Source organism: Dysgonomonas sp. PH5-45, from assembly GCF_029893235.1.
Classification (GTDB): domain Bacteria; phylum Bacteroidota; class Bacteroidia; order Bacteroidales; family Dysgonomonadaceae; genus UBA1309.
Map to the genome: position 1 here is coordinate 12110 of NZ_JARXWE010000011.1, position 25251 is coordinate 37360.

Annotated in this window: 21 protein-coding genes; 9 read left to right on the forward strand and 12 right to left on the reverse strand. The window is 43.1% G+C overall.

Annotation, left to right across the window (positions count from 1 at the left end):
- Positions 1–157 precede the first annotated feature (157 nt).
- The 4 genes from M2132_RS05650 to M2132_RS05665 are packed head-to-tail and all read left to right on the forward strand — an operon-like array spanning position 158 to position 4925.
- On the forward strand, positions 158–1510 hold the full coding sequence (locus M2132_RS05650) for a TolC family protein (RefSeq protein ID WP_280672170.1): 1353 nt from the start codon (positions 158–160) through the stop codon (positions 1508–1510).
- Positions 1511–1551: 41 nt separating this feature from the next.
- Positions 1552–2544, forward strand: coding sequence for an HlyD family secretion protein (locus M2132_RS05655; RefSeq protein WP_280672172.1), 993 nt, complete (start codon positions 1552–1554; stop codon positions 2542–2544).
- Positions 2545–2556: 12 nt separating this feature from the next.
- Positions 2557–3726 carry an ABC transporter permease gene (locus tag M2132_RS05660; protein WP_280672174.1) on the forward strand — a complete coding sequence of 390 codons (1170 nt, stop codon included), beginning with the start codon at positions 2557–2559 and terminating at the stop codon, positions 3724–3726.
- On the forward strand, positions 3723–4925 hold the full coding sequence (locus M2132_RS05665) for an ABC transporter permease (RefSeq protein WP_280672176.1): 1203 nt from the start codon (positions 3723–3725) through the stop codon (positions 4923–4925). Before M2132_RS05660 ends, M2132_RS05665 begins: the two co-directional genes overlap by 4 nt.
- Positions 4926–4939: 14 nt before the next feature.
- Here the strand turns inward: M2132_RS05665 and M2132_RS05670 are convergent, their stop codons facing one another.
- From M2132_RS05670 to M2132_RS05690, 5 genes are read right to left on the reverse strand one after another with little or no spacing between them, the layout of a single operon-like run.
- The gene (locus M2132_RS05670; RefSeq protein WP_280672178.1) at positions 4940–5929 is read right to left on the reverse strand and encodes a glycosyltransferase family 2 protein; all 990 of its coding nucleotides are present in this window, start codon (positions 5927–5929) and stop codon (positions 4940–4942) included.
- The gene (locus M2132_RS05675) at positions 5922–6869 is read right to left on the reverse strand and encodes a glycosyltransferase family 2 protein (protein WP_280672180.1); all 948 of its coding nucleotides are present in this window, start codon (positions 6867–6869) and stop codon (positions 5922–5924) included. Before M2132_RS05675 ends, M2132_RS05670 begins: the two co-directional genes overlap by 8 nt.
- On the reverse strand, positions 6866–7747 hold the full coding sequence (locus M2132_RS05680; protein ID WP_280672182.1) for a hypothetical protein: 882 nt from the start codon (positions 7745–7747) through the stop codon (positions 6866–6868). The genes M2132_RS05675 and M2132_RS05680 overlap by 4 nt, the downstream gene beginning before the upstream one ends.
- Positions 7747–9198 carry a lipopolysaccharide biosynthesis protein gene (locus M2132_RS05685; RefSeq protein ID WP_280672184.1) on the reverse strand — a complete coding sequence of 484 codons (1452 nt, stop codon included), beginning with the start codon at positions 9196–9198 and terminating at the stop codon, positions 7747–7749. The genes M2132_RS05680 and M2132_RS05685 overlap by 1 nt, the downstream gene beginning before the upstream one ends.
- 49 nt (positions 9199–9247) lie before the next feature.
- Positions 9248–9931, reverse strand: a complete 684-nt coding sequence (locus M2132_RS05690; protein ID WP_280672186.1) for a 2-C-methyl-D-erythritol 4-phosphate cytidylyltransferase — start codon at positions 9929–9931, stop codon at positions 9248–9250.
- Positions 9932–10131: 200 nt separating this feature from the next.
- On the opposite strand from M2132_RS05690, the gene uvrA reads away from it, so the two are divergent.
- The 5 genes from uvrA (at position 10132) to M2132_RS05715 (ending at position 19482) form a co-directional block, all read left to right on the forward strand.
- A complete protein-coding gene (gene uvrA, locus M2132_RS05695; protein WP_280672188.1) occupies positions 10132–12921 on the forward strand; it encodes an excinuclease ABC subunit UvrA in 2790 nt (929 codons plus the stop codon).
- An 88-nt stretch (positions 12922–13009) separates the two neighbouring features.
- Positions 13010–16231, forward strand: coding sequence for a leucine--tRNA ligase (leuS, locus tag M2132_RS05700; protein WP_280672190.1), 3222 nt, complete (start codon positions 13010–13012; stop codon positions 16229–16231).
- Positions 16232–16236: 5 nt separating this feature from the next.
- Positions 16237–17115, forward strand: coding sequence for a YitT family protein (locus tag M2132_RS05705; protein WP_280672192.1), 879 nt, complete (start codon positions 16237–16239; stop codon positions 17113–17115).
- 6 nt (positions 17116–17121) lie between these two features.
- Positions 17122–17889, forward strand: coding sequence for an SDR family oxidoreductase (locus M2132_RS05710; RefSeq protein ID WP_280672194.1), 768 nt, complete (start codon positions 17122–17124; stop codon positions 17887–17889).
- A gap of 117 nt (positions 17890–18006) precedes the next feature.
- Positions 18007–19482 carry an O-antigen translocase gene (locus M2132_RS05715; RefSeq protein ID WP_280672196.1) on the forward strand — a complete coding sequence of 492 codons (1476 nt, stop codon included), beginning with the start codon at positions 18007–18009 and terminating at the stop codon, positions 19480–19482.
- Between the two features lie 12 nt (positions 19483–19494).
- On the opposite strand, the gene M2132_RS05720 is transcribed toward M2132_RS05715, so the two are convergent.
- From M2132_RS05720 to M2132_RS05750, 7 genes are all read right to left on the reverse strand, one after another.
- Positions 19495–19998 (reverse strand): pyridoxamine 5'-phosphate oxidase family protein, encoded by a 504-nt coding sequence (locus tag M2132_RS05720; RefSeq protein WP_280672198.1) that lies wholly within the window; start codon positions 19996–19998, stop codon positions 19495–19497.
- A gap of 22 nt (positions 19999–20020) precedes the next feature.
- Positions 20021–20443 carry an rRNA maturation RNase YbeY gene (ybeY, locus tag M2132_RS05725; protein ID WP_280672200.1) on the reverse strand — a complete coding sequence of 141 codons (423 nt, stop codon included), beginning with the start codon at positions 20441–20443 and terminating at the stop codon, positions 20021–20023.
- Positions 20444–20467: 24 nt separating this feature from the next.
- Positions 20468–21670: a class I SAM-dependent rRNA methyltransferase gene (locus M2132_RS05730; RefSeq protein ID WP_280672202.1), complete on the reverse strand. Its 1203-nt coding sequence runs from the start codon at positions 21668–21670 to the stop codon at positions 20468–20470.
- The gene (locus M2132_RS05735; RefSeq protein WP_280672204.1) at positions 21671–22252 is read right to left on the reverse strand and encodes a 3'-5' exonuclease; all 582 of its coding nucleotides are present in this window, start codon (positions 22250–22252) and stop codon (positions 21671–21673) included.
- Positions 22246–22821, reverse strand: coding sequence for a DUF5063 domain-containing protein (locus M2132_RS05740; protein ID WP_280672206.1), 576 nt, complete (start codon positions 22819–22821; stop codon positions 22246–22248). The genes M2132_RS05735 and M2132_RS05740 overlap by 7 nt, the downstream gene beginning before the upstream one ends.
- A gap of 62 nt (positions 22822–22883) precedes the next feature.
- The gene (locus M2132_RS05745; RefSeq protein ID WP_280672208.1) at positions 22884–23579 is read right to left on the reverse strand and encodes an NAD-dependent deacylase; all 696 of its coding nucleotides are present in this window, start codon (positions 23577–23579) and stop codon (positions 22884–22886) included.
- A 137-nt stretch (positions 23580–23716) separates the two neighbouring features.
- Positions 23717–24973 carry a hypothetical protein gene (locus tag M2132_RS05750; RefSeq protein WP_280672210.1) on the reverse strand — a complete coding sequence of 419 codons (1257 nt, stop codon included), beginning with the start codon at positions 24971–24973 and terminating at the stop codon, positions 23717–23719.
- Between the last annotated feature and the right edge of the window lie 278 nt (positions 24974–25251).

A 25251-nucleotide genomic window follows, 5' to 3' on the forward strand; every position in this document is an offset into this window, starting at 1 on the left:
TAAAGGTGCATTAAGATTAAAAATTCTGTTAAACTATTCTGTTTTAAATATTGTTATAGTCATAATAAGTAGTTGCACGATTAAAATAAAGTTTTTATTTTTGCATGGTTGCATAAACAACTATATGTTTAATCATTTATTTATTGCCTTAGAATTTATGAGCAAGAAATATTTATATCTGAGTGTTTTCTTTATTTTGTTTTTGTCATTTTCGGGCCATTCGCAAGAGCTACTAAGTTTGGACGATTGCCGCAAGCTGGCAATAGAAAACAATAAAAACCTGAAAATAGCAACCGAGCAAGAAAGGGTGGCATATTATCAGAAAAAAGAAGCGTTTTCTAAATATCTGCCCGAATTCTCAGCTATGGGTGCTTATCTTAAACTTCAGCATACCATCAACCTATTGCCCGATGTGATTACCATTCCATCGATAGGCAGCCTACCCTCAATGACAATTCCTACCAATGGCATTGGCGAAGTAGATATCCGAAATATATACATAGGCAGTCTATCGCTTACACAACCCATCTTTATGGGAGGGCGCATTGTGGCTTACAACGATGTTATGAAGAATGCCGAGTTGCTTGCAAAAACACAAAAAAACGCCCAACTACGCGATGTGATAGCCGAAACCGATGCCGCATACTGGCAAGTGGTGTCTTTGGCAAGCAAACTGAAATTGGCACAGTCGTATGTCGATTTATTGAAAAAAATGGATTCCGATATAAGCATCATGGAGCAGGAAGGAGTTGCCACCAAAGCCGATGTTTTGTCGGTACGGGTAAAACTCAATGAAGGAGAAGTTGCCTTGGTTAAGGTAGAAAACGGGCTTAGCCTTTCGCGTATGTTTTTGAATCAGCTTTGTGGGTTGGATATCAGTAGGCAAAACACGTTGGTCGACGAACAATCGGAATCTCTCAATATAAACGAAGATATTGCTATAATTCCCAACGTAGATGAAGCCTTGAGTAATCGTCCGGAAGTGAAAAGCCTCGAATATGCAACCAAGATATATAAAGGCAAAGAACGTATCGCCCGTGCGGAATTTCTCCCACAAATAGGTTTCAGAGCAGGATATATGTGGACAAATCCAAATAGCAGGCATGGTTTTGAAAAGAAATTCAATGGAGGGTGGAATCTTGGTTTGGTAGTAACCATTCCTTTTAGTTTTGGCAACACATCCAAACTTAATGCGGCCAAAGCCCAAACCATAATTTCTGGCTTGCAACTTGCCGATTCAAAGGAAAAAATAACACTCGAAGTAAACCAGAATGCATACAAGCTTACCGAAGCCCAACGCAAGTTTACCATGAGTGAAAAAAACCTCGAAAAAGCCGATGAAAACCTCCGGTATGCAAACGTGGGTTTCGAAGAGGGTGTGATACCCACATCCGATGTTTTGGCAGCACATACGGCATGGCTATCGGCGCATTCCGAAAAGATAGATGCACAGATAGATGTGAAACTATCGGCTATCTATCTGAAAAAATCGCTGGGTCGCGACTTTTAAGAGAAATTAAAAGATAAACAAATTTATATATACACACTGTTATGAGTGCAGAAGCAAACAAAACAAAATCGAAGCTAATACCTATCTTAGGTTTTGCAGCCATAATTGTAGGGGTAGGCCTCTATGGTTTCTTTTTTTTGAATAGGGAAGATAAAACTATTCAGGGCGAAGCCGAAATAACCGAAGTACGCATATCGAGCAAAGTACCGGGGCGCATTGCCCATTTTTTTGTAAAGGAAGGCGATATTGTGAAAAAAGGCGATACTTTAGCTATTCTAAGCGCCCCCGATGTTGAGGCAAAATACCGTCAGGCCACCGCAGCCGAAGAAGGGGCAGCCGCGCAAAACGAAAAAGCAATTACAGGTACACGCAAGGAAGAAGTGCGGGCTGCTTACGAAATGTGGCAAAAAGCCCAAGTTGGCACAGACATAGCAAAAAAATCGTACAACCGTGTGCAAAACCTGTACGACAAAGGCGTCACAACCGCCCAGAAGAGAGACGAAGCCGAAGCCAACTACAACGCATCGGTGGCAACCGAGAGGGCAGCCAAATCGCAATACGATATGGCTGTAAACGGAGCACAGCGCGAAGACAAGATGGCAGCATCGGCCATGCTAAGCAGGGCAAAAGGAGCGGTTGCCGAAGTAGGTTCGTACATTGCCGAAACTTATCTTATATCGCCGCTCAACGGGGAGGTATCGGAAATATTCCCCAATCAGGGCGAACTGGTAGGGGCAGGCGCACCTGTTATGAATGTTATGGATATGAACGACAAATGGGGAGCCTTTAATGTGCGCGAAGACCGCTTGCAGAACATAAAGATGGGCACAAAGCTCAACGCCTATGTCCCTGCACTTGGCCGTGATGTACAGATGGAAGTATATTATATAAAGGATTTAGGGTCGTACGCAGCTTGGAAAGCTACGAAAACAACCGGTGGATACGACCGTAAAACGTTCGAAGTAAGGGCTCGCTTTGCCGAAAACCTACCCGATGTACGCCCCGGAATGTCGCTGATTATTAAAGAAAAATAGCTGATCGCTGAAATGAATACCAAAACCGGGATATGGGCAATTGCCAAACGGGAATTCCGTCGTATGGCTTCCTCTAAGATTTGCATCTGGGGGATAGTTTTTGCGCCTATATTTTCGTTGTGCCTACTCATTTATATGATGAACGCAGGCTTACCCACAAAAATACCTATCGCGGTGGTCGATCTGGACAATTCGTCCACATCACGGGCTTTGGCCAGGCAGTTGGATGCTTTTGCAAAAACGGATATCGCCTTCAAAAGCCTCTCTTTTCGTGAAGCCCGCGAACAAATGGAACGTTGGGAAGTATATGCCGTTCTGACTATACCCCGCGATTTCTCGAAAGATGCCACTTCGGGCGCACAACCCAAACTGGTGTTTTATACCAACAATGCCTTTCTTATTTCGGGTAGCCTCTTGTTTCAAGACCTGAAAACGGCCTGTGTATTGGCCTCAGCTTCGGTAGGGCTCAAAACGGCGGAAGCAAAAGGGATAACCGAAAGCCAGATTATGCCCGTTCTACAGCCAATAACGGTGGAATCGCACGCTCTGTCGAATCCTTGGTTAAACTATTCGTTGTACCTCAATAACATGGTTCTTCCGGGAATATTACAACTGATAGTGCTGATGTTTACCGTTTCGGCACTGGGTTGCGAAGTAAAAGCCGGCGAAGGTAGCAAGCTGATGAATATGGGGGGAAATTCCATATGGAAAGTCATGTGTGGAAAATTGTTGCCTTATACTGCCGTCTACATGCTCATTGCGCTGTTGTTCATGTCGATTCTGTATTTTTACAATCATTTCCCGCTGAACAATGGTTTCGTGCCAATGCTGGCAGGCTATTTCGCACTGATTATAGCAACACAAGCCCTGGGCGTGATATTACTGGGAATTTTTCCTAACTATCGGCTTGCTTTGAGTACGGCAAGCTTGATTGGGATACTCACGTTTTCGTTAACAGGGTTTTCGTTCCCCATTCAAGCCATGGATTCGTGCCTGTATGCCATAAGCCATTTGTTGCCGCTACGTCATTTTTTCAGGATATACGTAGACCAAGCCTTAAACGGATTGACCATAGGATACTCGGCATATAGTTATGCTATTTTGCTGTGCTTTGTATTGCTGTCTTTCCTGTTTTACGGAAGAATAAAAGATTTTTTATCTGAAAACAAATATGAAGAATGAAAAAATTCTTTGTCGACATATACTATGTTTGGTGGAACGAACTGAAAGTAGTTTTTAAAGACCCTGCCGTCATTCTGCTATTTTTTATAGTTCCTTTGGCTTACCCGTTGATTTATGCTTATATCTATAACAACGAGGTGGCTCAGCATGTACCTATTGTTGCTGTCGACGATTCGAGGTCGGCAAAAGGGCGCGAATTTATCCGCATGGTCGATGCTTCGCCCGATGTAAATGTTGTGGCACGCGCAGCAAATATGGAAGAAGCCCGTGAAATGTTGAGGCGCGAAGAAGTTTATTCCATCCTGTATTTACCAAACGATTTCAGTAAACGTATAGGTCGCACGGAGCAGGTTCCTGTTTTTGTGTATGCTGACATGAGCAGTATGCTTTTCTATAAAGCATCTGTGTTGTCGGTAACGGAAGCCTCGCTCAAGATGGGCGCGGATATCCGCGTCAGCGAAATGGAGCATGGCACTCAGGCGCAAGACGAAGCCTCGATGCAAGCCGTCAAATACGAGTGGATTCCGTTCTATAATACACCAAACGGTTTTGCCAGCTTTTTTGTTCCGGCCGTACTTATCCTTATTATACAGCAAACCCTTGTGCTTGGTATAAGCACTTTGGTGGGTACGCACAACGACCGCAAAACCTTTACCGTAGCATCGCTTGTGGCCTACGGGAAAAACGTCAATGCCGTTGGGCTGACCATCGGTAAGGCGTTTTGCTATTCGTCGCTCTATCTGATTGTTTCGGTTTGGATACTACGGGTTATACCCTACATATTCAATCTGCCCCAGATAGGTGACCCGGTCACGATAATGGCATTCGTTTTCCCATATCTGCTTGCTGCAACATTTTTTTCTATGACCATATCGTACTTCGCCTCCCAACGCGAATTTTCTATGTTATTGTTTACCTTCACCAGCGTTCTGCTGATCTTCCTGACGGGTATTTCCTGGCCTTGGACGGCAATGCCGGGCGCGTTGAAAGCAATAGCATATATTTTCCCCTCAACACCGGGGGTACACGCCTTTGTAAAGATAAACACAATGGGAGCCACACTCTATGATGTGGGGTTTGAAATCACCGTTTTGTGGATACAAACACTTTTCTATTGTGTTTTAGCCTCGTTGATGTACCGCTGGTGGATAAGAAATTATGATCCCCGCTTCAAGGGGCAGTTGGTTCCGGGCAAATAAAAAAAAGCAGGGTTTCATTTAGTTTTGAAATACAGCATTCTGATTAACCCTGCACAGCTTTTCGCTGATAACGAAACGGGAAGCCTTAGCATTGACATGCGTTCTTTTCGTTCATTGCAGGCAAATATCCATCTGAAGCAAAGGGTAGCACGGAAAGTACTGCTGTTGTACACCTTATATTTTTTATTTGCTTCGGCCAATTTGACGAGCCACGCCCTCAAAGCTTTCAGATACTCCTTATTCCCCATTCCATCGGGATTTTCTTTAGAACTGATTACCGAATGTATAACCAGCTCAGCATCCGAAGGGTATATCTGCAACCCGGCAAACTCACGCTTATATATCCGGTTTACACAACTATTCATCAATTCTTTCTTTGCTTGGCTTATATTTGTGTAGTGCCACCGATAAAGTGTAAGGCAGGATGGGAGGTTGGCCAACTTATATATTTCAGATAAACGTGAAAACAGGTCATAATCTTCAGCCAGCGGAAAGTCGGCAGCATACGGATGTTGCCTCAACACATCCCCCCTGACCATGATGCTCGACTGTATAAAGGTATTTGTAAAAAGCAGCGTACAGCGTATATCTTCACACCTATCGCTCAAATTCATTTTTCGCAAATACCTTCCATCCGAATCTATCATTCGCCCCCATGTGCCACAGAGAGCATAATCAATATTTTTATCCAAAAAATTGACCTGTCGGGCTAACCGCTCAGGTAAGGAAACATCATCACTATCAAGAAAAGCCAGATATTCGCCTGTAGCCTCATCAATAAGCCTGTTCCGGGTATATATCAATCCCCGGTTCTTATCGTTGCATAGGCATCGTATACGGGGGTCGGTATACTTCCGGGCAACATCGCCGCTACCATCGGTCGACCCATCGTTTATAATGACAAGTTCCCAGTCTGTAAAGGTCTGAGCGATAATGCTGTCGATAGCCTCGCCAAGATATTCCCCGGCATTATAAACAGGCATCAGAACAGAAACTTTAGGCATCTCGGTAGTTTATTTTTTTTAGTATTGAAACAATCTTGTTGTTCAGCCCCTCAGGCGTGATACTTTTTATAATCATTTTCAGGTAAAATCTATCGCCGGTCATCCTATAACATTTCCACCACGAAGGAATTGTTTTTATCCGATATCCGTACGCTTCGTAATAATACCGTAAGGCAGTCATTGTAATAAAACGGGCTTGGGCTTTATTCCAATTCTCGTCAGTAAAGCGATTTCTGTGCTTTTCGAGGTACGCTCGGAAAAATGCTACCATAGTTTCTGTTTTTTCAAAATCCTGTAAGGTTACGCGGGCATGTGGTTGCTCATTAAAAAGATATAAGGGACGTTCGTCGGCATATACCTTATAGTTTGCCTCCAAAAGCTCCAAAACAAGAAAATAATCTTCGTTCTGCGGAACATTCTTAAATCCGCCAACACTGATAATAGCCTCCTTTTTTATACAAAGCATAGGCGTATAGCTGTTTCCATTGATAGCAAAATGCTGAAAGTCGCCTATCACCGGAATACTGTCGGCTTTGGTTTTCCCTCTGTTTCGCATTATCTGGTATCCTACGGCATGCCCGTCGTAACCGGGGTTTTGCTCAAGAAAAGATACTTGATAAGAAACTTTCCGGGGCAGGAAAATATCATCATCATCAAGAAACAATATATATTTGCCCGAAGCCGCATTTATTCCATTATTACGGGTTTGACTCACCCTGCTATTTTTTTCGTTGGCAAGATAAACGATTCGTTTTTCATCAATTAAATCGGACAACACTTTCCGGGTTTCGATCTGAAAGTCGGAACCTTGCCCGTTATCGTCAACAACAATTATTTCAAGATTACCGTAGTCTTGTGCCAAGCAACTTTCTACCGAAGCCCTGACCGTATCCGGGCGGTGATAAGTAGCTATAATAACCGATGCTTTTGCCCGATTCATTCTTTATTCATTTTTTCAATTATTTCATCAATCAGATGGTCGGAAGCATCATCGCCACGCCAATGCGAAGCATTAGAACTGTGTAGCCAACGCTTACCATCTATAAACTCGATGGTCGAGTTATTATCGAAACCCATCCCGGCAAGAGGTACCAGTTTGAAAGACGCAAACTGTATTTTCCCCCTATCCAGAGTAGAATACACTCCTTTCCACAAAGAACCTCCCGTATCTAAATACACGTTATCATATACACAGGGCATAAAGTTAACCTTATAATCCGATATGAAGCTATATCTGAAAAACAGCAGCCCCGGCCACAAAAACCAAGGCCCATCGGCTTCGCCGCGCCTGTATCCGTAAAAACCCTGTGCTTTGGTGAGAGCCTCTATACTTAAGGGGCATGTAGGGAAAACATCATGGTCGAGCAAAGCAAAGTATGCAGGTTTACGCTTAGAGATGTAGTTATAGTATATCCAATTTATGGCTGTTGCATGCGAGTAGCTACCCCTGCGTTTCAGCCATTCTTTCTCGAAGCGCGGTAGCTGGATATAACCTATACCTTCTTCTTTACACAAGCGTTGTATAAGAGATTGTTTTTCAGAATTATTAGAATTATCGGCTACCAAAAAAGTGTATTTCTGGTCTGTTATATTTTCGCGGATATATTTTATCTGAAGCTTTATGACATGTTCGTTGTTGAAGGCTACCGTAACGATATCTACCTGATTATTTGCCGGGGGGAGGGTATTATTGTTGCATCCAAAGTGAAAACAACGGTCAAAAGGGGTGTTCACCAACCTGTTTACATAACGGTACATCGCTTTCAGATAAAAATACCTTTTCAACGAAAGTTTATTATCGACTGGCTTTAGTTTCATCACGCATTATTCTTCTTTAGCAAAGAAAGTAATTCTTTTATTATTTTAGACCCTGTAAGGTAAGTTATCATAAAATAAATAGCGGCAACTACAACAACTTCCGATATAAAAAGCATCAACAGATTGTCTATAACGAACCTCAGCAGGAAACCCACGGCTATCGACACACTTGCTATGCCAAAATACGGAAGAATGTCTTTCAGGTGTTCACCAATGGTATAGTTTATAAGCCGCCCGGCAGCAAGCAAATTAATAACATAACCTGCTACGTTGGCAGCAAGCACACCAAGGGTAATGCTGTATATATCCCAACGCAAAACAACGGCTAAAACAAGTGTAAGGGCTATTATGGAAGTAAACACTATTTCGGCTATCAGTATGTAGGACGATTTTCCTTTTACTTTCAACACATTAGAGCAGAGCATGTTTAGAGAGTAAAAAATTCCGCCTATTGCTAATACTTGTAAAATGGGAACCGACACTATCCATTTTTCGTCAATTACTCCCACCAAAAAAGGGCGGGCAACCAATGCCATGCCCATAAAGAAAGGAAAAATAAGGAAAGAGGTAGCCCTCATTATCTTACGGAAAACACGCTTTAGGTTTTCGTCGCCCCCTTCCACTTTCGACAGCACGGGGAAGGATACCCCCAACAGGGTTCCCGAAATAAAATCCGCACCACTCGTATATTGGCGGTTACCATAATCGTAAATACCTGTTGCCGTATTGCCCAAATTAGCGGAAATTACACTCGGTGTTATCCGCGAACTTACAGTATCCAATATACTCTTCAAGAGCAGATTACTGCCAAAGGCAAACAACTCCCTAAACGATTGCCACGAAAACAGTAGTTTGGGCCGCCACGAACTTACTACCCAAAAAAGTAAGGTACGAACAGCCACCGCCGAAACCATCTGCACAGCCAGCGCCCACGGACCATACCCCTGATAAGCCAATATCAATGCCAAAGAATAGGAAACAAATATCGCCGTTATCCCTATTTTCGTGTTCTGTTTGTATGATAGTGACTTTATCATCTGCACAGATTGCACCGAACCTAAAGCGCTAAACAAAAAAGTCAGGAATATGAATCTCGACAGGGGGATAAGTTCGGGACTGGGTTCTTCTGGAATACGGCTAATAAGTGGCGCGCAAAAAAACAAAACGACGTAAAGTACAACCGCTACCACCAGATTGAAATAGAAAACCGTATTGTAATCGGCTTCCGTTACATTCTTTTTGCGAATCAATGCCGCGGGGAATCCGCTGTCTTGCAAGGCATTGGCAATATAAGTAAAAATAGATATTGCGGCAACCAACCCAAAATCGGTTTGTGTCAGCATCTTTCCTAACCAAATACCCGAAGCCAAAACGAACAACTGCTGAAAAATCTTTTCAATGCTGCTCCATTTCAGTCCCGATATGGTTTTATCTTTTAGCGATTCTGACATATATCTATTTGTTTTTCATCTGGTTTGATATAGCAAAAACATTAAGTTATTACTTATCTCCTTTATTTGCCAACAGTAGTTTTGCCACTTCAAGATCAAGAGGAGTGGTTATTTTAATATTCGTAGGTTCACCTTCCACCAAACAAACGTTTATGCCTATCGCTTCCACAACCGAGGCATCGTCAGTGAAAGCAGGGTTATAATCGGTTTTGTATGCTTCCTTCAGAATATCAGCAAGAAATACCTGCGGAGTTTGCACCATTCTTATGCTACCGCGGTCTATGATGTGGCTATTGCCATCGTTCTGAACTTCACGAAGGCTGTCGACGGCCGCTATGGCGGGGATTATGGCTTTTTTCTCCTTAATCCTACCGAAACACCTGCCGATAAGCTCCTCCGACACGAACGGACGGGCAGCATCATGCACGGCAATAACCTGGCCTGTGGCCAGCTGCAAACCATTTTTAACGGAATGGTAGCGAGTCTCTCCTCCGGTAGTGATAACATGCGGAATGTCAAAAGCATATTCATCACAAAGTTTTTGCCAATAACCTACATAATCGGGTGCAAGAACAAGAACAATCTGCATTGAATTGTCGTAACCGTAAAAAGCATCAATCGTATGCATCAATACAGGCTTACCGCCAATGGCGATAAACTGTTTAGGCAAATCGTGCCCCATGCGTAATCCCTTGCCTCCGGCAACTATAATAACACTGTTTTGTTGCTCCATTTCCGGATTCTTTCATTTTTTAGATTTACAAAGATAATCATTCTGTTCATTGCCTTGCGCCATACCCATAAAGTAAATGTCGGCTTGAATACACAACAAAAATATTTAATAAGCATTAAAGCTTATTTTCCGAGCTTGCTAATACAAGGTAGATTTGTTCAAAATTAGTACCTTTGCACTCATTTTTAGATAGAAGGAATATGTCTGAAGAAAAAAATATAATCATAAAGGGGGCACGGGTCAATAACCTGAAAAATATTGATGTTGAAATCCCCCGCAACAAATTCATTGTTGTAACAGGCCTCTCGGGTTCGGGCAAGTCTTCGCTCGCTTTCGATACTTTGTACGCCGAAGGTCAAAGACGTTATGTGGAAAGCCTATCGGCCTATGCCCGCCAGTTTTTGGGGCGCATGCACAAACCCGAATGCGACTATATAAAAGGGATTCCGCCGGCAATAGCCATCGAGCAAAAAGTTAGTTCACGCAATCCCCGTTCAACAGTGGGAACTTCCACCGAAATTTACGAATACCTCCGCCTATTGTATGCCCGCATCGGAAAAACAATTTCGCCTGTTTCGGGCAATGTGGTAAAGAAACATCAGGTAAGCGATATTGTAGACAAAATGCTGGCGTACGAAAACGGAACACGTTTAGTCATACTTACCCGAATTATTCTGCGCGAAAACAGAACGGTTGAACAACAGTTAGATATCCTCTATAAAGAAGGTTTCTCAAGAGTAGAATATAAAGGGAAATTTGAACGGATAGACGATTTACTGGCCGAAGAAGAAAAGCTCGACCTATCAAAACTATATCTGGTAATAGACCGCTTGCAATCCGACCACGACAATGCCATAATCAGCCGCTTCTCACAGTCGGTCGAAACAGCCTTTTTTGAAGGAGAAGGCGAATGCATCATTCGTTTTTATCGGGAAAAAGAGATAGAAACTTTCGATTTTTCCAAAAAATTCGAAGCCGATGGCATTCAGTTTGAAGAACCGTCCGACATGATGTTCAACTTCAACAATCCGGTGGGAGCCTGCCCCCGGTGCGAAGGGTTCGGACGAGTCATAGGCATAGACGAAAATCTGGTTATTCCCAACAAATCGTTATCGCTCTACGAAGATGCTGTTGTTTGTTGGCGAGGCGAAAAAATGGGCGAATGGAAAGATGAATTCATAAAAACATCTCACCTATACGATTTTCCCATTCACCGTCCTTATTTTGAACTGACGGACGCCCAACGAGACTTACTTTGGCATGGAGCCGAAGGAGTGGCGGGCCTTGACGATTTCTTCAAGATGCTCGAAGAAAACCAATACAAAATACAATACCGTGTCATGCTTGCCCGCTATCGTGGCAAAACCACTTGTCCCGAATGTAAAGGTTCGCGTTTAAAAAAGCAGGCATTGTATGTTAAGGTAGGAGATAAATCTATTGCCGAACTGGTGAATCTGCCTATATCGGAATTGAAAGAGTTTTTCTCTAACTTGCAACTCTCAGACACCGATGCTTCAGTGGGCAAACGCCTTTTTACCGAGATAAACAACCGAATACAATTCCTGATAAATGTAGGTTTGGGATATCTGACTCTGAACCGCCTGTCGAATTCGCTTTCGGGTGGCGAAAGCCAACGTATAAACTTAGCCACATCGTTGGGAAGCAGCTTGGTGGGGTCGCTCTATATTCTGGACGAACCGAGTATAGGCTTGCACTCGCGCGATACTGAACTACTGATAAAAGTATTACGAGATCTGCGAAACCTCGGAAACACGGTTATCGTGGTGGAACACGACGAAGAAATTATCCGCGCCGCCGACTATATTATCGACATCGGCCCAAAGGCAGGCCGTCTGGGTGGTGAAGTAGTTTATCAGGGAGATATTACAGGCTTAGAAAAGAACACAAAGAGCTATACGGTACGCTATCTGAATGGAGAAGAAAAAATAGAAGTCCCCGCCACAAGGCGTAAGTGGAACAACTACATAGAGGTTTTAGGTGCGCGCCAAAATAACCTGAAAAACATCAATGTGAAATTCCCACTCAACGTTATGACCGTTGTTACAGGTGTGAGCGGTTCGGGAAAATCATCGCTCGTGACCGATGTTTTTTACAATGCACTTCGCCGTTATTATAAAGAAACAAGCGATGAAATCGTTGAATTTTCAGGCTTGGCAGGCGACTTAAGCCTTGCAAAGAATGTTGAAATGGTTGACCAAAATCCGATAGGGCGTTCATCGCGCTCCAATCCGGCAACCTACATAAAAGTATATGATGAAATTCGCAAACTCTTTGCCGAACAGCCTTTAGCCAAACAATTGCACTTTACACCCGCATTTTTCTCTTTCAACGTAGAAGGCGGACGGTGCGAAGAATGCAAAGGCGAAGGCACGATTACGGTCGAAATGCAATTCATGGCCGATATCACGCTCGAATGCGAAGAATGTAAAGGACGCCGGTTCAAACAAGACGTGCTCGATGTTGAGTACAGAGGTAAAAGCATTTACGATATTCTGGATATGACCATCGAGCAGGCTATCGAGTTTTTCAGCACAGGCAAAGGCAGCTTTGAGAAAAAAATACTGAAACGCCTCAATACCCTGCAAGAAGTAGGGCTGGGCTACATAAAAATGGGGCAATCGTCTTCTACCCTTTCGGGTGGCGAAAATCAGCGGTTAAAGCTGGCCTACTATTTAGGAGAAGAAAAAACCGAACCCACAATTTTTATTTTTGACGAACCCACAACAGGACTTCACTTTCACGACATCAAAACCTTGCTCAAAGCTTTCGATTCGCTGATAAGCCGGGGTCACACCGTTATAATCATCGAACACAATATGGACGTCATTAAATGTGCCGACTATATTATTGATATCGGCCCTGAGGGAGGGAAACAAGGAGGTAACATCGTTTGCACGGGAACTCCCGAAAACATTGCCGGGAGCGAAGAATCTTACACGGGAAGATACCTGTCGGGGTACTTGTTGTAGGGGTTATGTATTTATGCCTTGCTGTTACTAATTTAATTCAAAGAAATATTTACCTTTGTCCCATCAAAAAAATATAGCGAAAAGGACTATGGAATACAATTTTAAAGAGATCGAAGAGCGATGGCACAAGTATTGGTCTGAAAACAATATCTACAAAGTAACAGAAGATAAAAACAGACCTAAATATTATGTGCTCGATATGTTTCCTTACCCCTCGGGGGCAGGCTTGCACGTAGGTCATCCGTTGGGATACATTGCATCCGATATCTTTACCCGCCACAAGCGCCTCAAAGGGTTTAACGTTTTGCACCCTATGGGATACGATGCTTATGGGCTTCCCGCCGAGCAGTATGCCATACAAACAGGGCAACACCCTGCCATTACAACAGCTCAAAACATTATCCGATATAAAGAACAGCTCGACAAGATAGGTTTTTCGTTCGACTGGAGCCGCGAAATACGCACCAGCGAGCCTATCTACTATAAATGGACACAATGGGCTTTCGTCCGGATGTTCAATTCGTATTTTTGCAACGACGAACAACAGGCACGGCCAATAGAAGAACTTGTCAGCGCTTTTGAAACCAGTGGAACAGAAGGCTTGAACGTTGCCTGCGGCGAAGAACTTACTTTCAGTGCCGACCAGTGGAAAGCAAAAACTGAAAAACAAAAGCAAGAAACACTCCTCAACTACCGTATCGCTTATCTGGGCGAAACGATGGTTAACTGGTGTCCTGCCTTAGGCACTGTATTGGCTAACGATGAAGTCATTAACGGCCTATCGGAACGGGGAGGATATCCCGTTGAACAGCGCAAGATGCGTCAATGGTGTTTGCGTGTTTCGGCCTATGCTCAACGCCTGTTGAACGGCTTGGAAGAAATAGACTGGACAGAATCTATAAAAGAAACCCAGCGCAATTGGATTGGTCGCTCAGAAGGAGCAGAAATGCGATTTAAGATACACCGCCCCCTAACCCCCTCCAAAGGTGGGGGAACTGCAGGCTACGTCACCACAAACAAGTTAGACTGGCATGCCAATATAGATAATGCCAAAGAAATGAGAAAAACTCCCACTGAAACTGAGAATATTATGTGGGAGGCATTGCGTAACCGAAATGTGGGAGGTTACAAATTTCGTCGTCAACATTTGATAGACAGTTTTATTGTCGATTTTGTTTGTCTTGAAAAAAGTGTTGTTGTAGAAATTGATGGAGGATATCACAACGACCCCACTCAAAAGCAAGCAGACCAAGCGAAAACAGAAAGACTCGAAGAATTAGGATACCACGTAATACGATTTTCAAACGAAGAAGTTATTGGCAGTCTGGATGAAGTTTTAGAAAAAATTAAAACCTACTGCCAACAGCAAGTCTCCTCCTCTGGAGGAGATTTAGAGGAGGTGGAAATCTTCACCACGCGTGCCGACACGGTTTTCGGGGTTACCTTCATGGTGCTTGCTCCCGAGAGCGAATATGTTGTCGCATTGACAACCCCCGAACAAAAAGCCGAAGTGGATGCTTATCTGGCTGCAACAAAAAAACGTACCGAACGCGAACGCATCACCGACCGCAAAGTATCGGGAGTGTTCTCCGGCTCGTATGCCATCAATCCGCTTAACGGAAAGGAAATACCCGTTTATATATCGGACTACGTTCTTGCCGGATACGGAACAGGAGCCATCATGGCTGTACCTGCTCACGATAGCCGCGACTATGCTTTTGCAAAACATTTCGGGTTGGATATAATCCCGCTTGTGGAAGGATGCGATGTAAGCGAAGAAAGCTACGACGCCAAAGAAGGCACAGTAATAAATTCCGACTTTTTGAACGGGCTGTCTGTAAAAGAAGCTATTGAACGGACAAAACAATATATAGCCGAAAAAGAGATAGGACGTGTAAAAGTGAATTACCGTTTGCGTGATGCCACTTTTTCCCGCCAGCGTTATTGGGGCGAACCCTTCCCTGTATATTACAAGGACGATATCCCCTATATGATTCCCGAACAATATCTGCCGCTGGAATTGCCCGAAGTAGATAAATTCTTGCCCACCGAAACGGGCGAACCTCCTTTGGGAAATGCCAGGATGTGGGCGTGGGACACTGTGGGCAACAAAATTGTTGATAAATCACTCATAAACAATACGACCATATTCCCACTCGAATTGAACACAATGCCCGGATTTGCCGGATCGTCGGCCTACTATCTGCGCTACATGGATCCTCACAACGAAAAAGCTTTGGTAAACAGGGATATTGTTGAATATTGGCGTAATGTAGACCTATATATAGGTGGAACCGAACATGCCACAGGGCATTTGATTTATAGTCGTTTTTGGAACAAATTTCTATACGATATAGAAGTGGCATGCGAAGACGAGCCTTTCAGGAAACTGATTAACCAAGGAATGATTCAGGGGCGGAGCAACTTTGTTTACCGTATAAATGGCACAACCAAGTTTGTTTCCTTCGGTTTGAAAGAACAGTACGAAACCACCCCCTTGCATGTGGATGTGAATATCGTGAACAATGATATTCTGGATTTAGAGGCTTTCCGCGCATGGCGTCCGGAGTTTGCCGAGGCTGAATTTATTCTGGAGGACGGCAAGTACATCTGCGGATGGGCTGTCGAAAAAATGTCGAAATCGTACCACAATGTGGTGAATCCCGATGATATAGTTGAAAAATACGGAGCCGACACCCTGCGCCTGTATGAAATGTTCTTAGGTCCCCTTGAGCAGTCTAAACCGTGGGACACAAACGGGATAGACGGAGTTCACCGTTTCTTGCGTAAGTTTTGGAATCTGTTCTATCAAGGCGATAGTTTTAATGTATCGGACGAAACTCCTACAAAAGAGGAGCTCAAATCGTTGCATAAGATGATAAAGAAAGTAAGTGCCGATATTGAGAATTTCTCGTTCAATACATCGGTTGCTGCATTCATGATCTGCACAAACGAGCTTTCGGCTCTCAAATGCAACAAGAGAGCCATTCTGCACGACTTTATCATCACCCTTGCGCCCTTTGCTCCGTTCATCACCGAAGAGTTGTGGCATAGCATGGGTAACGAAACAAGCGTTTTCAACGCCGAGTGGCCCGTTTTCAACGAAGAATATCTGAAAGAAGATTCCTTCAAGTATGGCGTGGCCTTTAACGGTAAAGTGAGGTTCGAGGTAGAGTTCCCTGCCGATGTAACGGCAAAAGAAGTTGAAGAAACAGTTTTGAAACACGATCTGGCACAGAAATGGCTGGATGGAAAAACACCGAAAAAAGTAATCTTTGTACCTAAAAAAATGATAAATGTGGTTTTATAAAAGCTATGGAGAAAAATAAATATTTAAAAGATTTTTACTGGAAGGACTATATGACCATAACCATAGGTCTGGTTCTTTATGCTGTCGGTCTGATAGGGTTTGTTGTACCCGGAGACATTGTTACCGGAGGTTTGGCAGGTATAGCCCTGTTGATAGAATATGCAACCAACAAGGCTGTGCCCTTGCAGGTGTCGTATTTCGTTATTAACGTTGCCCTGTTGAGCATCTCGCTCAAGATTTTGGGACTGAAGTTCCTGGTGAAAACAATCTACGGCGTTGTCATGCTGACTTCCCTGTTGTTTGTTGCCCGTATGGTTATCCCTGCCGAAGGGCTTATCGACAACGAGCCTCTGCTGGCCGGTCTTATCGGCGGTTTGATTTGCGGCACAGGTATCGGTTTGGTTTTCAGCGCAAACGGTAGCGCAGGCGGTACTGATATTATAGTTGCCGTTGTGAACAAGTACAAAAACCTTGCTTTCGGGAGAGGGATGTTGCTGTGCGATTTCTGTATAATAAGCTGTTCGTATTTCATATTCGGCGATACTAAAATTGTAGTGGCCAGTCTTATCGTGATGGTGGTAATGACCTATATGATCGATATTGTTATCAACGGTTCCCGCCAATCGGTGCAGTTCCTTATCTTCTCGGACAAGTACGATGTTATTGCCGATGCTATCAATAAAGAAATGCATCGTGGATGTACAATACTGGACGGCACAGGCTGGTACAGCAAAAAACCTACAAAAGTTATTCTTATGATGGCAAAACGAAGCGAATCGGTAAGCATCTTCCGGATGATAAAAAGTATCGATGAAAAGGCGTTCATATCGCAATCGACCGTTAGGGGCGTTTATGGGCAAGGCTTCGATGCTATAAAGAAATGACGGAGAATGAATCTTACCAATAAAAAGATAATAGTAACAGGAGCTTCTTCCGGCATAGGGAAGGAGCTTTTGTTTTTATTGGCCGCATACCAAGGGGTGCGGATTATAGCCGTAGCCCGTGGTGTGGAACAAATAGACACTTTTTGGGGGAAAGTTATCCCTTTTGCATGCGATGTATCATCGCCCGAGGGAATAGACGCTCTGTTCACTTTTGCGCAACAAACTTTTGGCAATACCGACCTTTTTATAGCCAATGCCGGTTTTGCTTATATTGAAAAACTGGATGAGGCCGATTGGAAACATATCGAAGATATTTTTTCGTTGAATACATTTTCGCCCATCTACACATTGCAGAAGTTAATACAGGAGGGTAATTCCGAAAAAAACTTTGTTTGCACCGTTTCGGCAGCGGCAATAGTTTCTCTACCCGCTTATGCTCTCTACTGCTCTTCGAAATCCGCTTTACGCCATTTTATAAATACTTACCGTTACGAAAAACCTGCCAACCTGCACATCACAACAGTTTATCCGGTGGCAACAAGAACCGGTTTTTTTGATAAAGCAACGGGCAAGAAAGCTACTCCCCTGCCCTTTCCGGCACAAAACGTACAAATTGTAGCCAAAGCCATAATAAAAGGAATAGAAAAAAATAAGAAACAGGTTTTTCCTTCGTTTATATTCAGGGTGGCATATCCTTTAGGACGGGCATTTCCTTTTCTTTTTACGATATACTCCTTGCTCGAAAAAAGAAAAATGAGCCGATGGTTGAAATAAAATTATACTTTTACAGATAAAAATAATTATGACATTCGCTTTGTCATCCTGACCGTAGTTACGTTCAACATAGCAAGAGAAAAACACATCCTAATATTGTTTTATAGCTAAAACGTTTTGAGCAAACAGAACTCGTCATATAAGCAGATTGTGAAGTCTACCGGAATATTCGGGGGATCGCAAGTCGTGAACATTATTATCGGTTTTGTGCGGAACAAGATTGTTGCCCTGCTGCTTGGCAAAGCCGGGATAGGGTTAATCGGGAACTATCAGTCGGTGGTAGATATGGTTCGCTCTGTGTCGGGCTTAGGGTTCGACGTAAGCGGTATGCGCGAGGTGTCGGCAGCAGCCGCCAGCAACGATCGCCGTAAGTTGGAACAAGCCGTCAGCATCTTGAGATGGTGGATACAAGGCACAGCTATGTTGGGAGCATTGGTCTGCCTGGTTTTTTGCTATCCGATAAGTATAAATACTTTCGAAACAGGTAGCTACGCCATTCCTGTGGCTCTGTTATCGATCTGTGTGTTTTTCTCCACTCTGTCGGTGGGTAATACGATGGTAATACAAGGCATGCGGCAGATAACCTCCCTTGTAAAAGTCAATGTATATGCCAACTTCGGGGCGTTGGTAGTATCAATCCCCATTTATTTCTGGTTAGGAATGAAGGGGTTGGTATTGTCGCTTATCTTGGGTAGTTTGGTTACATTCCTGTTCAGCTATCACTATTTTCGTAAATTGAAGTTGAATACGATAAAAATACCTGCCAAGATTGCTCTAAAAGAAGGCAAAAAAACCTTGCAATTAGGTACGTACATTGTTTTGGCTACAATAGCCAATGCATCGACCATGTACCTGATACGCGCATCCATCACCTCCGATTTGGGGTTAGACGCCGCAGGCTTATTCCAAGCCGTTTGGACAATTACGGGTATATATTTGGGGCTGATACTCCGCTCTATGGGTACGGACTTTTATCCTCGCCTGTGCGCCATTGCCGGCAAAAACGCAGGAGTACGCAAGCTGGTAAACGAGCAAACGTATATCGTTTTGATCATTGCCTCACCAATGATAATAGCCATGATTCTGTTGGCGAAGGTCGCCCTGTCGGTACTTTATTCATCCGATTTCCAAGCGGCAAACACACTGCTGCAATGGCAGGTATTGGGGTCTTTCCTGAAAGTGCTGTCGTGGCCTATGGGGTTCATAATTCTGGCTAAAGGAAAAGGGCCGTTCTATCTCATATCCGAAGTGTTGTTCTTTGTCGTTTATTTACTCAGCGCACACCTCTTGTTCCCAACAATGGGTATAGATGCCGCAGGGTTGGGCTACCTGATAGCTTACGGTGTTTATCTGGTTTGGATGTTTGTCGTTTCGGCTCGTTTATGCCGTTTCAGATGGCGCAGGGATGTGGTGGCTATGATGTTTTTTAATACACTGCTGATTGTTGCTACATTTGTGTGTATGCAAAAGATAGAAAGCTTTTGGGCATATGCTGTCTGTGGAGCGATTCTTTTGTTTTCAGTCATTTATTCGCTCGTCAAATTGAACAAGACTGTGGATATACGCTCTTTCTTGAAGAAGAAAAAGGAATAATGCGCAAATACCCTAAAATTCTTCCGAATCTTTATAGTTACGCGAATTGGGGTTAGGCGCACCAAAGCGTTTGCTGGTCATGCTCGCCACTTCTACTTTCCACACCTTCACGTTGCGAAGCGCAGGCTCCGAATATTTAAACTGGCGGTCAGAATACTGGCGCATAATAATGTTTAAAGCTTTTGCCTTTTCATCGAGATTTTCTTCGAACGTAACCTTACCCCGGCACATAACACTGCTACCCTTTATTCCATAGCTACAAGCCACATCCTGATGCTGATAGCGCAGAACGGCATCCGTACAAAAGACGATACAAACTTCAGGATTCTTTTCCAAGGCTTCTATACTACTGCCTTCGGGAGCAGAATGGAGGTAAATAATCTCCTCTTCGTATCCAAAATTCATGGGAATGACATAAGGCAAGCCTTCTGTGTCGATCATCGCTACATGACAGGTCTGTGCCGAGCGAATAATTTTTTCTATAATCTGTTTTTCTTCTATCGCTATTGTAACCATAACAGAGTGTATCGGTTTAAAATTATTGTTGGGGGAGAATGGCTAATGCCTCGTTTTCGCACCGGGTCATATTTTCGCGTTCGGACGGAGATTTATCGTTGATGCCACAAAGATGCAGAATGCCGTGAATGATGATGCGGTGAACTTCTTCATGGTAATCGGTATGGAACTGTTCGGAGTTCGACTTCACGGTATCGAGGCCTACGAATATATCGCCCGAAATAACGTTTCCTTCGGTATAATCGAATGTTATGATATCGGTATAATAATCGTGTTGGAGATACTGCTTGTTTATTTCCAATATTTTCTCGTCCGAACAGAATATATAAGCCACATCGCCCACCTTTTTACCATACAAGGTTGCGACGGCTTTTATCCAACGGCTTACCTCTCGCCGTTTTATGTTGGGCAGCTTTACCCCTTCCGTCTGATAGGTTATAGCCATGATATTACAATATTATTCCGATGGTTATTCTACATACAGCACCAAGCCTTTCAGGTACTCGCCCTCGGGATGGTAAATATTAATAGGATGGTCGGCAGGTTGCGTCAGCTGGTGCAGTATCTTAACACTGCGCCCCGATTGCGCGGCTGCACTGAACACAGCCAAGCGGAAAGCTTCCTTGCTGATAACCTGCGAACACGAAAACGTGAACAGTATGCCACCCTTGGCAATCTTATCAAAAGCAACGGCATTCAACCGCTTATACCCTTGCAGGGCGTTACGTATAGCCCCACGATGTTTTGCAAAAGCAGGGGGGTCGAGCACAATCAAATCGTAATCGCCTTCGTTTATTTTCCCTAAGAATTTAAACGCATCTTCGGCATAAGATTCGTGCCGGGGATCGTTTCCAAAATTGAGCTCCACATTGTTTTCGGTAAGCATAATAGCTTTAGCCGAACTGTCTACCGAACAAACACGCTTGGCTCCACCACGCATGGCATAGAACGAAAACCCTCCGGTGTAGCAAAACATGTTCAGTACAGAACGGCCGGACGAATATTTCTCAATCAGAGCACGATTGTCGCGCTGATCTACAAAGAAGCCCGTTTTTTGCCCTTTCAACCAGTCGGGACGGAACTTTAAGCCGTTTTCAACGGCTATTTCGTCAACTTCGTCTGCGTGTCCTCCCCACAAATAGCCGTCTTCTTGTCCTAAATCGGCTTTGTAGGGCAGCGTAGTTTCAGACTTATAGTAAATATTCTTGAGAGTGCCTCGAAGCACTTCTTTCAGAGCTTCGCAAATATACATACGGTCAATGTGCATCCCTGCCGAGTGCGATTGTATGACCGCCGTATTGCCATAAACATCAATGATAAGTCCGGGCAGATTGTCACCTTCGCCATGCACAAGGCGGTAGGCGTTATTGTGTTCGGATACTACGCCTATTTTTTTACGTAAATCGTAAGCAACCGACAGGCGTTTCACCCAGAAATCGTGGGTTATAGCCTCGTCCCGAAAAGTCAGTACACGCACCTCGATACTGCCTATCTGGTAATGCCCGGTAGCAATATAATTGCCCGCGGCTGTATAAACTCTGACGGTTTCGCCCTCAACAAGACCTTCGTCCTTTGTGGCAACGGCTCCCGAAAATACCCAAGGATGAAAACGCAACAAGGCGTCTTCTTTTTTAGGACGTAACGTTATTCTTTTATAGTTCGCTTCACTCATTCAATTTATAGGTGTTTCGTTCAGTTTTTCATATATCTTAAGGCATGCCCAAGCATCGACCGAAGCATACATCTTTTGCGCATCGGTCAGCACATCAGCCTCCCAGTTCGACAACCGTTGTGTTTTGGTAATACGTTTGCTGAATAGGATGGCGTATATACGTTGCAGGCCCAACTCCTTTATCCCCACCTTTTTTACAAATGCTTGCAGTTCTATAAAATTTTGAGGAGCAAAAGTTTTGACGCGCTTACGTATGGCCGCAAAATCATCTTTCAAGGATAATCCTATTTTCTGAACTTCCGGATCGTCCAAAAGCTCCGCCAAGCAAGGGGGAAAGTCTATCAAGTTGAGGCGGAACAGGAAACAAGTGTCGCGTGTGGCAAGTTGTATGAGGCTCACTTTATACGATTTGCCCCGTTGAAAACTGGGTTTGGTTTCGGAATCGAACCCAATTATTTTGGTTTGCCTAAGATATTGAACGGCCTGCAAGGCTTTTTCTGCGGTATCAATCACAATGATACGACCCGGAAAAACCTCAACAGGAAGTTCTGATACTTGTTCTTTCGATATATTTTCTACCACAACCCGTTATCGTTTTGAAGCGTGTCACCGTCATCTTCGGTATCTATTTCAGGCGAATATTTCAGTACATGCAGCGCACGCAATACATTGACAAGTTTTTGCCCCCAATATAAGCAGAAGTTTTCGTGACATATACAGAGTGCATCGTTCATATGCTCAACCACCCCTCTTTCGTATATGGTAATAAAGTTCTTTAAATCCTGATAAATGTCGGTCAGGTCTTCCGATATACTTGCCACGATGGGTGTGTCGCTATACTTCATATCTTGTAGAAATACTTCCAGATAGCTATCATCATTTGCATAAACAGCGTACAGGCGAGACGAGATGTGGTTATATAAATCTTCTGTTACGGCTACTTCCTGCTCTTCGTCCTCTTCCAGAAACTGGCTTTCGGGCAAAAGGGATGCTTTCAGATAAAGCAAAGGCAACAGTTTTGTCAGTTTATCCGTCAGGAAAGGTTTTCCTTCATCCTCAAAACTTTCTAAAAACCGACAATATTGCACAGCCACAGTAACAAACTCGACTGTACTTGGCGCATAAACAATGCTCTTCTCTTTTTCACCCATTATCTTTCAGACTATCGCTAAATAACTTGCTCACAAAATTACATAAAATATAAATCAAATCGTTACAGATATTTTAATAAATTACGTAATTCGCTAACCCCCTCACCAGCACCTTTACGGATAAAGTGAATACCTTGCCTTGGAGCTTTCACTTCTTGAGGGTCTATCAGGAAGATGGGAACGCCGGGTTTTGCATAATTTACCAATCCGGCTGCCGGATAAACATTGAGCGATGTGCCGATAATGACCAAGGCATCGGCTTTTTCTACAACCCCGATAGCCTCTTCTATGGCTGGAACCGCCTCTCCAAACCACACTATATGCGGGCGTAGTTGTGCCCCATCTTCTCCCTTATCACCTACATGGATATCCGGTTTTTCTTCCGTTAGGGTATAAATTAGGTTAGGGTTGGCAACAGATTGAACCTTGACCAACTCCCCATGCAGATGCAAAACCTTTGTACTTCCAGCCTTTTCGTGCAGATTATCTACGTTTTGCGTTATGATTTCAACATCGAAGTCTTGTTCCATTTGGGCCAATCCTACGTGTCCGGCATTAGATTTTGCCTTAAACGATTCGCGCCGGCGTTTATTATAGAACTCTAAAACCAATTCGGGGTTACGTCTGAAACCTTCGGGTGTAGCAACATCCTCCACGTTATACTGTTCCCACAGTCCGCCCGAATCCCTAAAGGTGGATATTCCGCTTTCGGCACTCATGCCTGCACCTGTCAATACAACAATCTTTTTTTTGCTCATAACACACATGTTTACTGTTCTGTTACAAAATTAAGAAAAACAGCGAACAATATTTTGTTTCATATGCAAAAAAGCCGTATTGCTTTTTCTCAGCAATACGGCTTTAATTTTATACTAACAAGGGTTGTTTTCTCCGTTTAATTCATAACTTTTCTTGACCAACCCGAAGCTCCTTTTACAAGGAGAATTCCTTGAGGCAGTTCTTTGGCATTAATATTGAACTCCCCTTTTGGTTTTTCGGCCGAATATATCCGCATACCCAAAACGTTGTATATCGAAACTGTTTCTGCAACCGGAGTGTTTATGCTAAGGCTTCCGTTCACGAGAGAGACATCGCCCTCAGTAATTGCCGCCAATACATCATTAGATGCTAAACTTTCGTTTGCGCTATAATGATAAACAACGTATTGGTTAAGCACAGGTATCTGTGTCCCTCCATAAGTTTGATATCCAAATGTTTCTACTTTCACTACATTATCATCAGCAGATTTAGACTTGCTGCGGGAAGCAATTTCATTGTCGCCCGATTGCCCCTGTTTTCCATTATATATGGTTACTTCACGTCCTTGGGTAAACCACTCTCCGCTTTCTTCGTTCCATTTATACAATTCCCAAAGAATTATATTAGAATTTTCGTCAAGTTTATACACTTCCTTACAATATTTATTCCAGTTGCTCCACACATTTTCTTTATCCATCCTACGCAGGTATTCAATATAGGATACAAGTCCGGTTTCATCTGTAGAACATTCTGCTTTAAGCTCTTCGGTCAAAAGCCACTTGCTATCATTGCCAATTGTATAATATTTTATCAGATTGATGTAACCATCCTCGTTATAAGAAATATTTTCCATATGGTCTTTGGCGGAAGTGTCATTTTCCAGAGAATAGCTTTCTATTTGGTTAATCAGGCCGGCTTCGTTATAAGTATAAAATACTTCTTTGTAGGCCGTGGCTATCTCTTCATTACCTTCTTGCCGCAAAATATATTCTTTAGAGTGAATTATACGCCCGGTATGGTCGGTAGTGATAACAGTTCTTTCGCCCAAATGATTTGTTTCACTATTCTGATATCTATTCTCTATAATAGTTGTATTGTCAGATTCTTTCTGGAAAGTTCTTACACTTTTCTTTGTACTATCCGCATTATAAACAACAGCACTATCGACGACTGTCGTTCCCGAAGGTTTTTCACCCGACCGAAGTGTACCATTATCCAAATTATCATCAGCGACCGAAGGTTGACCATTTTGAAGCAGAAGAATATCAATAATAGATAAATTCTTAGAAATGGTGTCGTTGCTTGGTTTATCTTTATTGCCCGACTGTCCGAACAAACTCGTTGTCAGAAACATTGCAACTGACAAGATAAGTAAAAAGTAATTTTTTTTCATAAACAAAATTGAGGTTAAAAAATAAAAGAAATTATTGTAGTACTACAGAGACATAACTCCCTTGTTAAAAAGAAGTTATTAGTTCTAATATACATAAAAAATATGAATTTTCCAATCTTTTTGTCTTAACGGTTTCGTGTTTTCCCGCTTTATTAACAAATAATAAAGAAAAATGTTTGTCTTAAATTGTGATTAAAACATTTTTTCTACGACTTATAGTAGTACAATATAGTTTTCGTTTTCGGCCCAATGGTTATATAAATCTGTCTATTTTATAG